The sequence below is a fragment of the Clostridium sp. C8 genome (assembly GCF_001010885.1).
Lineage (GTDB): Bacteria > Bacillota > Clostridia > Clostridiales > Clostridiaceae > Clostridium > Clostridium sartagoforme.
In genome coordinates, this window is sequence record NZ_LBMX01000035.1 from 1 (window position 1) to 13,427 (window position 13,427).

Annotated in this window: 13 protein-coding genes and 1 riboswitch; of the genes, 5 read left to right on the plus strand and 8 right to left on the minus strand. The window is 27.6% G+C overall.

Annotated elements, in window-relative coordinates:
- Positions 1 to 235 precede the first annotated feature (235 nt).
- Positions 236 to 1,888: an aspartate 4-decarboxylase gene (aspD, locus tag AAT22_RS04765; RefSeq protein WP_047000429.1), complete on the minus strand. Its 1,653-nt coding sequence runs from the start codon at positions 1,886 to 1,888 to the stop codon at positions 236 to 238.
- A 364-nt stretch (positions 1,889 to 2,252) separates the two neighbouring features.
- Positions 2,253 to 2,353, plus strand: a riboswitch (glycine riboswitch).
- 84 nt (positions 2,354 to 2,437) lie between these two features.
- Here aspD and AAT22_RS04770 point away from each other — a divergent pair.
- Both AAT22_RS04770 and AAT22_RS04775 read left to right on the plus strand, forming a co-directional pair.
- Positions 2,438 to 3,832: a sodium:alanine symporter family protein gene (locus tag AAT22_RS04770; protein WP_047000430.1), complete on the plus strand. Its 1,395-nt coding sequence runs from the start codon at positions 2,438 to 2,440 to the stop codon at positions 3,830 to 3,832.
- A 138-nt stretch (positions 3,833 to 3,970) separates the two neighbouring features.
- On the plus strand, positions 3,971 to 4,933 hold the full coding sequence (locus AAT22_RS04775; RefSeq protein WP_016207128.1) for a glucosaminidase domain-containing protein: 963 nt from the start codon (positions 3,971 to 3,973) through the stop codon (positions 4,931 to 4,933).
- Between the two features lie 86 nt (positions 4,934 to 5,019).
- Here the strand turns inward: AAT22_RS04775 and AAT22_RS04780 are convergent, their stop codons facing one another.
- Positions 5,020 to 5,289, minus strand: coding sequence for an acylphosphatase (locus AAT22_RS04780; protein ID WP_047000431.1), 270 nt, complete (start codon positions 5,287 to 5,289; stop codon positions 5,020 to 5,022).
- Between the two features lie 133 nt (positions 5,290 to 5,422).
- Between AAT22_RS04780 and ndk the strand changes: the two genes are divergently transcribed.
- A complete protein-coding gene (gene ndk / locus AAT22_RS04785; protein ID WP_016207126.1) occupies positions 5,423 to 5,833 on the plus strand; it encodes a nucleoside-diphosphate kinase in 411 nt (136 codons plus the stop codon).
- 28 nt (positions 5,834 to 5,861) lie between these two features.
- Here ndk and AAT22_RS04790 read toward each other — a convergent pair whose 3' ends face one another.
- Genes AAT22_RS04790 through AAT22_RS04810 form a run of 5 tightly spaced genes read right to left on the minus strand, consistent with a single transcriptional unit; the run spans position 5,862 to position 10,184 of the window.
- Complete coding sequence (locus AAT22_RS04790; RefSeq protein WP_341349944.1) at positions 5,862 to 6,881, minus strand: spermidine/putrescine ABC transporter substrate-binding protein; 1,020 nt, start codon at positions 6,879 to 6,881, stop codon at positions 5,862 to 5,864.
- Positions 6,882 to 6,915: 34 nt separating this feature from the next.
- Positions 6,916 to 7,728, minus strand: a complete 813-nt coding sequence (locus AAT22_RS04795; RefSeq protein WP_016207124.1) for an ABC transporter permease — start codon at positions 7,726 to 7,728, stop codon at positions 6,916 to 6,918.
- Positions 7,722 to 8,579: an ABC transporter permease gene (locus tag AAT22_RS04800; protein ID WP_016207123.1), complete on the minus strand. Its 858-nt coding sequence runs from the start codon at positions 8,577 to 8,579 to the stop codon at positions 7,722 to 7,724. Before AAT22_RS04800 ends, AAT22_RS04795 begins: the two co-directional genes overlap by 7 nt.
- Positions 8,572 to 9,624 (minus strand): spermidine/putrescine ABC transporter ATP-binding protein, encoded by a 1,053-nt coding sequence (gene potA / locus AAT22_RS04805; RefSeq protein WP_347456853.1) that lies wholly within the window; start codon positions 9,622 to 9,624, stop codon positions 8,572 to 8,574. Before potA ends, AAT22_RS04800 begins: the two co-directional genes overlap by 8 nt.
- Positions 9,625 to 9,644: 20 nt before the next feature.
- Entirely contained in the window at positions 9,645 to 10,184 is a 540-nt protein-coding gene (locus tag AAT22_RS04810) for an XRE family transcriptional regulator (RefSeq protein ID WP_047000433.1), read from the minus strand.
- Positions 10,185 to 10,568: 384 nt separating this feature from the next.
- Here AAT22_RS04810 and AAT22_RS04815 point away from each other — a divergent pair, with 384 nt between their 5' ends.
- Both AAT22_RS04815 and pflA read left to right on the plus strand, forming a co-directional pair.
- A complete protein-coding gene (locus AAT22_RS04815; protein WP_047000434.1) occupies positions 10,569 to 11,642 on the plus strand; it encodes a GNAT family N-acetyltransferase in 1,074 nt (357 codons plus the stop codon).
- A gap of 150 nt (positions 11,643 to 11,792) precedes the next feature.
- Positions 11,793 to 12,506 (plus strand): pyruvate formate-lyase-activating protein, encoded by a 714-nt coding sequence (pflA, locus tag AAT22_RS04820; protein ID WP_016207120.1) that lies wholly within the window; start codon positions 11,793 to 11,795, stop codon positions 12,504 to 12,506.
- Positions 12,507 to 12,599: 93 nt separating this feature from the next.
- Here the strand turns inward: pflA and AAT22_RS04825 are convergent, their stop codons facing one another.
- Positions 12,600 to 13,229: a 3'-5' exonuclease gene (locus AAT22_RS04825; RefSeq protein ID WP_047000435.1), complete on the minus strand. Its 630-nt coding sequence runs from the start codon at positions 13,227 to 13,229 to the stop codon at positions 12,600 to 12,602.
- Positions 13,230 to 13,427 lie beyond the last annotated feature (198 nt).

Consider the following 13,427-nt stretch of genomic DNA (forward strand, 5'->3'; position numbering starts at 1 on the left):
GTTCACAGTTCACAAGGCACAGTGCACAGTTGTTTTAATTTTTTCATTCTTTCATTTATAAATTGCTTTGCAATTTATATCATAACCTGTTCCCTGTTACTTTATTCCAAAAACTGTAAACTGTGAACTGTGCGCTGTGAACTGAAAAATGCTTCGCATTTTAAAACTATTACGAACTAGAAAAGATCGAGTATAAACTCGATCTTTATTTTATATATGAAAGTTTTAAATAGTTTTATAAATTTTCTGCTTTTTCTTTTGACCATTTATTTTCTTGCCACTCTTTAAGCAAGTCAGAAAGAATTTTTCTTAAAACTTTACCAATGATATAGTAGAAATTATCATTAAGATTGGCAAGTGAAATTCTTAATGACCATTCAGAAGAAGCAAATCCATCTCCATTTAATAAGATTATAGAGTAATTTTTAGCTAAATCATATAATATATCAAATGGGGTATAGTGTGATGCTATGTAATTAGAAAAGTCTTCATTGAATTTACTTTTTGCCCAATCAATTATATTTAGTTCAGTATAATATGAAGAATCATTAGGATTATCTATAAGATTTAATTCCATGCCTTCAAATAATAAAGCTTTACGTCTTTTACATATTTCAATAGTAAGATTTTTATAATTATTATTATAATCAACTAGAGTAAAGGCACAAAATAAAGCCATTTGAACTTGCTGAGGCGTTGATAAACCAGCAGTATGGTTAAGAGCAACTTGTCTACTATCAGCAACTAATCTATCTATGAATTTTATATTACTAGGATCAGATGACATGTGTTTATATCTTTTATTTAATTCTATTTTATCTTTAGATGAAAGATTAGTTAAAAGATCATTAAATACATTGTTTTCATTTAAAAATATTGCACCAAGTCTCCAACCAGTAACTCCAAAATATTTCGATAAGGAATACACACCTAAGGTATTGTATGGTAAATGAGCAACTATAGATTTAAATTTTTCTATGAATGTACAGTAAACATCATCAGTTATTATCATTAAATTTGGATTATAGTTTTTAACTACATTAACTAAATTATTCTTACATTTATCACTTAATGCTATTGAAGCGGGATTGTTTGGATTAACAATGAATAATGCTTTTATATTAGTATCCTTAAGTTTTTCTAGTTCCTCAATTGGATATTGCCAAGTTGGATTATTATTTTCATCTAAATCATTTGCATGAATCCTTATTACCTCAAAATTATAGTTAGGTAAGTGAGGAATTTCTAGATAAGGCGTAAAAATAGGTGTCATTAAAGCAATTTTATCCCCTTTATTTAATAGCTTGTTTGATGTTAGAGAGTCAAAAATATAACACATTGCAGCAGTTCCACCTTCAACGGCAAAAACATCAAATTTATTATTAAATTTAGTGTCACCACATAATTCTTTTAATAAGTATTTATTAACTATTTTCTCTATATGAATAAGCATTTTATCTGGAAACGGATAGTTATCACCAATAATTCCATCAGTAATTTCAAATAAAAAATCATCTGGATTAAAACTAAACTCTTTAATGCAATAATTTAGTATTTCTTTTAATAAACTAATTCCAGGTAAATTAGTGTTCTTAGTATAATAATCTAAAAACCTTTCATAAATTCCATTTTTACTAACCATACCAGCTAAGTCATTTACGCATAAATTTCTTTGGCATTCTAAAACAGCAAAATGGCCAAGTGTAAAAAAGGCTTGTCTAGGGGTTGAAGAAGTCCAATTAGGATTACCTCTACCAGCGTCTAAAATATTTCCATTAAATTTTCCCTTATTAAGGTTAGCTAATTCAATTAATTTATCTTTAAATTCGAAAGGGCTTATTTTACCATAAAGATTTGATAAGTAGTCCTTTGTTAATTCTATGTCCATTATGGATACTCCTTTTCAAATGTACTATTAATTCTATTAATAGTATATATCTCCATTGTAAAAATTCAATGAATTCTTGCAAAAAATATAATTACTGCAATAAATGATTCAAAAAATGATAATTTATCAAAACGTGTTGATTATAAAAGATAAAAAATTATTAATATGTTAAATGTTAATAATTATAAAAATAAAAAATATTGAGAGTATTTTTTATAATTAATATAAAAAGAGGTTGAAATTTTTAAGGAAAGCATATATAATCGTAATATAATTTAATAATGTTCGGTTGAAGGTAGTGGGAGAGAGATTTTTAAATAAATCCACCGAAGAAGTAAATCTTTCAGGTATTAGGACCGCTATTGGACGAACCTCTGGAGAGACTCAGAGATGAGCACCGAAGGAGCAAGATAATTTAAAGTTTAAATTATTGAAACTCTCAGGTAAAAGGACAGGGGATAAGATAGGTCTATAAATTTTTATTATTTAATAGATCTTATTTACCTATCTATTCTCCTCCGTAAATTTAAATTTAAGGGGGATTTTTTTATGTTAAATCAAATTCAATCAATTTTAAGTACTATCGATGCTATAATATGGGGGCCACCACTATTAGTATTATTAGTAGGGACAGGAATATATTTAACCTGGAAATTAAAACTACTACAAATATTTAAACTACCTTTAGCACTAAAATACATATTTTCAAAAGAGGAAGATACTGATGATGATGCAAAAGGTGATGTTACTAGTTATGGAGCTTTATGTACGGCTTTATCAGCAACTATAGGAACAGGAAATATAGTTGGAGTTGCTACTGCAATTAAGGCTGGAGGACCAGGAGCATTGTTTTGGATGTGGATAGCAGCTTTTTTTGGCATGGCTACTAAATATGCTGAAGGAGTACTTGCAATAAAATATAGAGAAGTAGATGAGAATGGACAAATGGCTGGTGGACCAATGTATTATATAAAAAATGGGCTAGGATTAAATTGGTTAGCAAAATTATTTGCCATATTTGGAGTAGGTGTTGCTCTACTTGGAATAGGAACATTTGGGCAAGTAAAGTCTATTGCTGATGCAGCAAAAATAGGATTCAATATTCCATTAATAGTTACAGCAGTAGTAGTTACTATATTAGTGGCCTTAGTTACTCTAGGAGGAATAAAAAGAATTTCAAGTGTATCAGAAAAAATTGTTCCTTTTATGGCTATACTATATATAGTGGGAGTTATTTTGGTACTAATATTTAATTTTACCAAAATACCTTCAGCTATTAGTTTAATAATAAGAAGTGCATTTAATCCTAAAGCAGCTTTAGGAGGTGCAGTAGGAATAACTATTTCAATTGCCATGCAAAGAGGAATTGGAAGGGGAGTATTTTCAAACGAAGCAGGACTTGGTAGTGCACCTATAGCAGCAGCAGCAGCAAAAACAAAATCTCCTGTAAGACAAGGATTAATTTCTATGACAGGAACATTTATTGATACTATTATAATTTGTACAATGACTGGATTAGTTATTGTTGTTACAGGAAGCTTTACTGGAAATCTAGAAGGTGCAAATTTAACTACAGCAGCCTTTGAAAAGGGATTGCCAATAGCTTTATTAGGAAAATATATAGTTAATATAGGTTTGATATTCTTTGCGTTTACAACTATATTAGGATGGAATTATTATGGGGAAAGATGTATTGAATATTTATTCGGCGTAAAGGGAATAAAACCTTATAAAATTATTTTTATAGCTTTAGTTGCAGTAGGGTCTTTTTTACCATTGGAGATGATTTTTATTATAGCAGATATAGTTAATGGACTTATGGCATTTCCAAATCTAATTGGATTAATAGGATTAAGGCATGTTGTTATTTCTGAAACACAGAAGTTTTTTGATGATATAAAAGAAGTGGATACGGATGGAATTGAAGAAAAAATGACAGTTTAAGGTGGAAAAACTCCACCTTTTTTATATAATAAATTTTCTTAAATATTAATTAAATTTTCATAATAAACTTTATATAAATAAAATATTATTTATAATATATGTATATATTTATAAAGAAGAATATTTGGAGGTAGCGTTTTGGAGTACAAGGGAACATATAAAGGAATAGGTGATTATAAGGAAAGTTACAGCAAAAACATTATGAAAAAAATTATTTTAAGTGTGACTTTTATTATTACATTAATGGTTACAATAGTTTTTATAACTGCAGAATATCTTAATAAATCAAGTAAAGAAACAATACTTTCAAATGAAGAAATAATTAAATACATAAATATAAGTGATGACTTAAGTGCTGGGGGGATTCAATTAAATTGGCAAGAAATAGCAGCAGTAAATGGTGCTATAGCTGATGGTAACTTTGAAATTAATGGTGAGAATATAAATAATATAGTAAATTCATTTTACAACAAAGATGCTTCTGGAAATGTTGTAGAATTAAAGAAATTTAAAGCTGCAATTAAAGCATTAAATTTAAGTAGTGAACAAGAAGAAAAAGCTAATGAATACCTTGAAGGATTGAAAAATAATTATATACACAGAGAATTAATAATGGACAATTCTAAGCTTCAATTTATAGATAAGGTTTCTGAGGTTGCTTATGATAATTATAAAAGTTATGGAATATTACCTTCTATAACGATTGCTCAAGCTATTTTAGAATCTGGATGGGGTGAGTCTACTTTATCATCTAAATATAATAATCTTTTTGGGATAAAAGCAGATGAAAGATGGAGTGGGGATAGTATTGATCTTGAAACTAAAGAGAATTATGATGATGTTATTGTTGGAGCATTTAGATCTTATGGTGATATAAAATCTTCTATAAAAGATCACGGAAAATTTCTTTATGAAAATGAAAGATATTCTGCAAATGGATTATTTCAAGCTAAAGGCTATAAGGAGCAAGCACAAGCTTTAGAAAATGCAGGTTATAGTACGGCTAAAGATGAGGAAGGAAATTTAATTTATGGAGATAAATTAATAAGAGTTATTCAAGAAAATAATTTAATGTTATATGATACGAAGGTACAAAGATAATAGTGGCTGTATTAAAGACAGCCACTTAAGAATTGATAATTAAATATGAATAATTATTGATGTAATTATTCACTTTTAGATAACGGTTATTTAATCTTGAACTTAGATTCATTAAAAACTAAATCAATTTGTTTTTTTGAAAGGGAGTCTATTCTTATGAAAAAGTTACCTTTGTTTATTGTATTAATAAATTTAATAATTATTTTTTCATCACCTTGAACTTCCATTTCAACCATTCCATTATCCATATTACGAACCCATCCAGTTAGCTTCAAGTTAGCTGCATTCATCTGGCAAAAGTATCTAAAGCCAACCCCTTGAACTCTACCTTCAACAAGAACATAGTATCTAATCATAAATTCACCTCTTATATTAGATTATTATAAAAATTATAACATAAATATAATATTGTTATGAAGATAATATTATTAGTTTATGAACAAAGATGATATAATAATTATGAGAATTTAAGACAAGGGGGAATATTATATGGAAAAGTCACTAGTATTAATAAAACCAGATGCAGTGGAAAAAAATATAATAGGAAAAATAATCGATAAGTATGAAGAAAATGGACTAAAAGTAATTGCATTAAGAATGGAAACGATATCTAAGGATTTTGCATGTAAGCATTATGAAGAACATATTGGGAAAAGTTTTTTTGATCCATTAATAGCATTTATAACTAAAGGACCTTTATGTGCATTGATTTTAGAAGGAGAAAATGCAATAGAGAAAATTAGAGAAATTAATGGAAGTACAAATCCAGAAGTGGCTGAAGAAGGTACGATAAGAAAGTTATATGCTGCAAATAATAGAGAAAACTGTGTTCATGCATCAGATAGTCCTAAAAGTGCAGAAAGAGAAATAAAATTGTGGTTTGGAAATTTAAACTTATAATTAAAAAGGGGTTACATAACGTAACTCCTTAATTAATTTTTACTTTTAACCAAGCATCATCATATAGTTTTATTTTGTTACCTAAATCTTTAAATATTTCACATTTATCAAGGACCTCATCAGCAGGATAAACAGTTTCATCTTCTTTAGTTTCTTCATCTAATAATTCATAAGCAGCTGAATTAGGAGTTGCATAACCTATATATTCTACATTTTCTTTAGCATTTTCGGCATCGGATAAGAAGTTTATAAATTCTTCCGCTTCACTTTTATGCTTTGCTCCCTTTGGGATAACCATAACATCAAACCATTTATTTGAGCCTTCTTTAGGAACAACATATTGAAGATTTAAATCTGGAGCTTCATCCTGAATAAATATTGCATCACCAGAGTAAACAGTAGCAAAGGTAGCTTCACCGTTTATCATTTTATCTTTAACTTCATCCATAACATAAGATTGAACTAAAGGCTTTTGCTTTATTAATTCTTGAGTAGCTTCTTCCAATTCATTTTTATTAACTGAGTTTAAAGAGTATCCAAGTTTAACTAAAGAAATAGCAAGAGTATCTCTTATGGAATCAAACATAAATATTTCATTTTTATATTTTGAATCCCATAATATATCCCAGCTGTCTACAACCTCTTTTACTTTATCAGCATCATATATTATTCCTATTGTTCCCCACATGTATGGAACTGAGTATTCATTATTAGGATCGTATTGAAGATTTTTAAAATCATCTCCAATATTTTGATAATTAGGTATATTAGTAAAGTCAATTTTTTCCAACATATCTTCACTTAGCATTTTTTCGACCATATAATCTGAAGGGAAAATTAAGTCATAAGTTCCAGGACTATTTTTTACTTTTTGATACATAATTTCATTTGATTCATAAGTATCATAAATTATATTAATACCTGTTTCCTCTTCAAATTTTGTGATTAAATCTTCATTTATATAATCTCCATAATTAAATACATTAAGGGTTCTTGTACCACTTGAATCATCATTGTTTTTAGAGCATCCTACAAAAAATGATGATATTAAAAATAATGATGATAAGATAGCAATAGATTTCTTAAGCTTTTTCAATTTTATCACCTCTTGATAAAAATTCTTTTCTATTAGCAATTAATAGAAGAGTTAAAACTGTTACAAACATCAAAGTTGAAAGAGCATTAATTTCAGGCTTAATCCCTCTTCTTGCCATAGCAAAGATTTCTATAGAAAGGTTTGTAACTCCAGGTCCAGCAGTGAAGAAACTAATTACAAAATCATCAATAGACATTGTAAAAGCCATTAACATACCAGCAAATATTCCAGGTTTAATTTGAGGCAATATTATTTTCCTTAATGTGTAAGCTGGAGTAGCACCCAGGTCCAATGCAGCATCTTCTATATTTTCAGGTAACTGTCTAAGTTTAGGTAAAACAGCTAAAATTACATAAGGAATATTAAATGTAATGTGAGCAAGAAGCATAGTAGTAAAGCCAAAATCTAATTTTGTAAGAGGTCTTATAAATATAAATAAGCTCATTAAGGCAATACCAGTAACTATGTCTGGATTTAATACAGGTAAATAATTAATATTTAATAAAAGAGCTTTTTTAGGTCCCTTCATTTTATTTATTCCAATAGCTGCTAAAGTACCAATTATAGTAGCTATAACGGAAGAAATTATTGCAATAACAACAGTAAAGAATAAAGCTTGAAGAATTCTTTCATTTTGGAATAGGTCAGCATACCATCTTAATGTAAAGCCAGACCATTTTCCCATGGTTTTTGAATCATTAAAGGAGAAAATAATTAATGCTAATATTGGAGTGTATAAAAATATAAATATAAGTAATAAATAAGATTTCTTAATAAAGTTTTCAAGTTTCTTTACCATAACTGATTTCCTCCTCCTTCTTTAGCATCAGAATTATCAAACTTACTCATTATAGCCATAGATACTAATATTATTATCATCATAAATATAGAAATAGATGAACCAAAATTCCAATCACCCATCATAGTAAATTGTTGTTCAATTAAATTACCTAAGAGCATATATTGTCCACCACCAAGCAATCTTGAAATTACAAATGTAGAAACAGCCGGCATAAATACCATAGTAATTCCTGAAATAACACCAGGCATGCTTAAAGGTAAAACTATTTTCCTAAATATCTCACCCCTATTTGCGCCTAAATCGGCAGCTGCATTTAATAAATCTTTATCCATTTTTGTTAACACAGTATATATTGGAAGCACCATAAATGGTAAAAAGTTATAAATCATACCAAGTATTACAGCTCCATCATTATATAAGAAAGTAAAAGGGCCAAAACCTAAGTAACCAAGAATATTATTTACAAAGCCATTTTTACCTAAGATAGGTAACCAAGCATAAGTTCTAAGCAAAAAGTTCATCCACATTGGTACTATAAAAAGCATAATTAAAATATTACCTTTTGAAGGTTTCATTTTAGAAATTATATATGCAACAGGATATCCTAGAATTAAGCACCATAATGTTGATAAAAACGCAAGCCATAAACTTCTAGTAAAAACCTTTATATATTGAGATTGAAGTAGTCTTGTGAAATTTTCTAATGAAAATTTATAATCTCCTTCAGGTGTTAATATAGTAAAGCCGAAGAATAAAACTATTATTAAAGGAATTATAATAAATAAAGAACTCCAAACTATGAAAGGAGATGCAGCAAAGTTTTTATTAATATTTTTTGCCTTACTCATTATTTGAAACCTTTCTCATAATATGAATATCTTCTGGGTAAATATCTAATCCTATAACAGAATTTACTTCTGCAAATTTAGTATTATGAATTATCCATTTATTATTTCCTTCTTCAACTTCTATTTCGTAATGAACACCTTTAAAAATTATTGATTTTACTGTACCTTTTAACATTCCCTTGTCAGCAGCTACAATTTTAATATCCTCAGGTCTTATAACTACATCAATTAATTCATTTTGTTTAAACCCTTTATCAACACAAACAAAAGTATTATTGCAGAACTCTACTTTAAAATCATCTAACATAGTTCCATCTAAAATATTACTTGCACCTATAAAGTTAGCAACAAATGCATTAGCAGGTTCATTGTATATATCTTCTGGAGATCCCATTTGTTGAATTTTACCTTTATTCATAACTATAATAGTATCAGACATTGTCAATGCTTCTTCTTGATCATGAGTTACAAAGATGAAAGTAATTCCAAGTCTTTGTTGCATTCTTTTAAGTTCAATTTGCATTTCTTTTCTAAGTTTTAAATCAAGAGCTCCAAGAGGTTCGTCTAAAAGAAGAACTTCTGGTTCATTAATTAAAGCTCTAGCAATAGCAACTCTTTGCTGTTGTCCACCACTTAGGGATTCTACGCTTCTTTTTTCAAATCCTTCTAAAGAAACTAATTTAAGCATTTCTTTAACTTTTAAATCTATTTCATTTTTAGGAGTTTTTTTAATTTTTAATCCAAATGCAATATTTTCATATACATTCATATGAGGGAATAAAGCATATTTTTGGAATACAGTATTTACCTGTCTTTTGTATGGAGGTAAAGATGAGATATCATTTCCATTAAATAGAATTTCACCTCTATCAGCAACTTCAAATCCAGCAATTATTTTTAATGTTGTTGTTTTACCACATCCACTAGGACCAAGTAATGTTAAAAATTCATTCTTTTTAATATTTAATGAAAGATTATCTAAAACGCAATTACCATCAAAGGATTTAGAAATACCTTTCATTTCAATTATGTTTTGTTTCAAAATAAACACCTCTTTCTATAGATTTAAAATGATGGTGGAGTACTTATCCAAATAACTTTAGCTTGTGTTTTTCCACCATTTGAAATATAGTGATTAGATCTAGGTCTAAAATAAAAGCTTTCACCTTTTTTTACTTTAAATTTCTTTTTTCCTAGATGTAAAATTATAGTTCCAGATAAAACAAAACCAAATTCTTCACCTTCATGAGGTTCTTCTTCTATATATCTTCCATCAGGTTCAAGAGTTATCATTATTGGTTCCATTTCATTTTTTTGTGCATTAGGTATAAGCCACATTAGCTTATATTTTAAATCATTATTTTCAGTTTCAAACATATCTTCATATGTATAAGTAACTTTCTCTTCACTAGCATCACTAAAAAATTCTGTGAGATTTGTACCGAGAATTTCTAGTATGTCAATTAATGTTGCTATTGATGGAGAAGTCAAGTCATTTTCAACTTGTGATATAAATCCTTTAGAAAGTTCACATCTATTGGCAAGTTCTTCTTGAGTCAATTGTTTTTCAATACGAAGTCTACGAATTTTTTCTCCTATTTCCACAATTACACCTTCCATCATATAAATTTTATAATACTAAACTAAAAGTTTAAGATTACTAAACAAACAATAAATATTATAAATATTAATATTATAAAAATCAATATTTTTTCAAATAATATATAAAAAAAGTTTTTTGCCAAAGCCTCATTATATATATACTATATGATTATTTATATAATTAAGTTTAAGAAAACAGTCATGAAAGTTTAGAAATACTAAGTAAAATAATAAAAGTGAAATAATTACAATATATTTAAAAACATTAAGTTAAAATTAAATACTAGTTATATTTCTTGATAAAAGCTGAATTTTATGAGATATTAAACTATATATTATCTGGAAGAATAAAGAAATATTTATAAATTTCTTGTTATAGGTGATGAAATGAATAATAAATTAAATTTATATAGGAGAAATGGTAAAAAGGTTTATATAAGGCAACCTAAATTTACTGAGCTATCTTTTGTAGAATCTTTGTGGAGTAATAAAGAAAATATGGGGGAGATAGGTAAGACATATTCTTTTCCAAAAGAAAAATGGGATATGTTTTATAGAAAAATGGTACAACCAACAGATGGGAAGAATTTTTATTGTCTTATATATTCTTTAGATGAAAAGGCAATTGGAGAAGTTAGTTTCCATGGATATAATTCTGCGACTAAGGTAGCTAGAATAAATATAAAAATACATCATATGCATAGACGCAAAGGATATGGAGAAGAAGCATTAAAGCTACTTTTGGAATATTATTTTTTTGAATTTGGTGGAGAGGCAATAATAGATACTGTAAGTACAAAAGAATCCAGAGAACTATTGAAAAAAATAGGTTTTGAAGAGATAAGTAATTTTAGAAATCAATTTACTTATAAAATAACTAAAAAGAACTTTTTTAAATGTAAGATAAATAATAAAAAAATTATAAATATATTAACTTATGATAATATTAATATAATGGAATATTCAATTCCTTTTAATATATTTAGTAAAGCTAATGAAATTCTAAAGGAAGATTACTTCGAAGTTCATCCCATATCCAATAAATCACAAATAGAAACAGAAAATATAAATGTATCTGTTAAAGATATAATTAATAATAATATATATAAACCTAATATTATTATAATACCAGGAGGAAAAGACGTAAAATCAGCGGCTAAAGATAGTGTTTTAATGAATTATTTAAAATTTATTTATAGTAATTGCGATTATATAATAACATTTTCTAACGGAATATATTTTCTTAATGAATTTAATGATTTAGAAGGAATTACAGTACCAAAATCAGAATGGAGAATAGAGGGGACAATTCAAATAAAAAAAGCTTTTGTTGATAATGGTAAATTAATGTTTGCATCAAATATGATTGGGATAATAGAACTATGCACAGAGATTGTTAAAAAGCTAGCTGGTGAAGAGGTAAGTGAAAGGTTATTAAAGGAAATAGGTATATATAATTAAAGAATATAACATATTAAGCTAATAAGTAAATTACAAGTAGTTAAATAAAAATAGAAATTTGCAATAATAGACTTTTCAGTATAGACAAATTATAATTAATAAGACAAGGTAAATTTAAAGTTAATTTCCTAGATAGAGGAGAAGATAAGTATGGTAAATGGTAGAATTCATTCAATTGAAAGTATGGGTCTTGTTGATGGACCAGGTATAAGAGTAGTTGTATTTTTTCAAGGATGTAAATTAAGATGTCTTTATTGTCATAATCCAGATACTTGGAGCGATAAAGGTGGGACTGAATATACTGCTGAAGAATTAGTTAAAAGAATTAAGAGATTTAAAAGTTATTTTACAACTTCAGGTGGAGGAGTAACATTTTCTGGAGGGGATCCATTAAGACAGCCAGAATTTTTGTTAGAAGTACTTAAGGAATGTAAATCAGAAGGAATACATACATGTCTAGATACATCAGGCGTTGGATTTGGTGATTATGATGAAATACTAAAATATACAGATTTAGTTTTGTATGATGTTAAGCATCTATCAGAAAAAGGATATGAAGAGATTACTGGATTCAAAATAGAAGAAACAAATAGATTCTTAGAAGCTTGCAAAAAAGCTGGTACTAAACTTTGGATAAGACAAGTAGTTATTCCAGGTAAGACAGATAGTGAAGAGTATATGGAGGGCCTTAAGACATTTATTAATAATTTAGAAAATGTTGAAAAGGTGGAATTATTACCATATCACTTACTAGGTGTAAACAAGTATGAAACTATGGGAATACAATATAGGCTAGATGGAGTTCCAGCAATGAATAAAGATATTTGTAAAAGTCTTAAGGATAAATACTTTGGAGAATATTAAATTTTACGAAACAATTTTTTAGTGCACAATTAACAAGGCACAGTTCATAATAAACTATGAACTGTGCCTTGTTAACTGTGCACTGAATGAAATTTATTTATTAAGTAATTTAGAAAAGTATCCTGCAGGTATTAGTCCCTTCTTCATGCCTTTAATAACTGTTAAATAAGTAGCAGCTGTGTCGAATCTAGCATCATGATAATTTCCACTACCTTCAAATAATTCATTTGCTTTACTTTCAATTTGTTCTTCTGTTATTTGAAGAAAATCTATAACTTCTGACAGCTTAGGATTTTTTATATTTCCAGCTGGACTTGGTAAATTACAAATAGCTTTGTAATATGACATAGTACAGAAAGTATTCTTAGGTTCCCATGTTGTATCTATAAGACCAGCTTCCCAAAGCTGCTGTAATTCATGTTTTAAGAATTTTATATCAAATTGGACATTATGACCTATTATAAAATCAGCATCAAAAAAGTCAGGCATAAATTCATGGACAAAATCTAAAAATTCTTTCCCTTCTGAAAGATCATATAATTTTTCAAGTGAAAATCCATGAACTGCTTGCGCACCTTCATCCATACTATCAACTGTAAAGAAGAAGTTTTTTCCTATTGTTTTTTGCGGCTTACAGGAAGCGTCTATTATTATATAACTTAATTGACATATATTTCCAGGTTTTATACTAGTGGTTTCAGTATCGAAAAAAAGTAATTTCATTTTATCCTCCTAAGAATATAATTTACTATTATATAAACTTTAATAGAAATAGATTTAAATTTGTATAGTGTTTATCGAAACACATATATATAATAACATAAAAACTAAAGATTTATAAAATCAATTTATAAATTTGGAGAACAAAAAATAACTAATAGGTTACTATTAGTTATTTTAACAGTTTGTTGAAAAACCCCC

Bases quoted from the DNA above. Each gene is read 5' to 3' on its own strand.
- AAT22_RS04770 (WP_047000430.1), top strand. From the start codon at position 2,438: ATGTTAAATCAAATTCAATCAATTTTAAGTACTATCGATGCTATAATA.
- AAT22_RS04780 (WP_047000431.1), bottom strand. From the start codon at position 5,289: ATGATTAGATACTATGTTCTTGTTGAAGGTAGAGTTCAAGGGGTTGGC.
- aspD (WP_047000429.1), bottom strand. From the start codon at position 1,888: ATGGACATAGAATTAACAAAGGACTACTTATCAAATCTTTATGGTAAA.
- AAT22_RS04800 (WP_016207123.1), bottom strand. From the start codon at position 8,579: ATGAGTAAGGCAAAAAATATTAATAAAAACTTTGCTGCATCTCCTTTC.
- AAT22_RS04815 (WP_047000434.1), top strand. From the start codon at position 10,569: ATGAATAATAAATTAAATTTATATAGGAGAAATGGTAAAAAGGTTTAT.
- AAT22_RS04795 (WP_016207124.1), bottom strand. From the start codon at position 7,728: ATGGTAAAGAAACTTGAAAACTTTATTAAGAAATCTTATTTATTACTT.
- pflA (WP_016207120.1), top strand. From the start codon at position 11,793: ATGGTAAATGGTAGAATTCATTCAATTGAAAGTATGGGTCTTGTTGAT.
- AAT22_RS04825 (WP_047000435.1), bottom strand. From the start codon at position 13,229: ATGAAATTACTTTTTTTCGATACTGAAACCACTAGTATAAAACCTGGA.
- ndk (WP_016207126.1), top strand. From the start codon at position 5,423: ATGGAAAAGTCACTAGTATTAATAAAACCAGATGCAGTGGAAAAAAAT.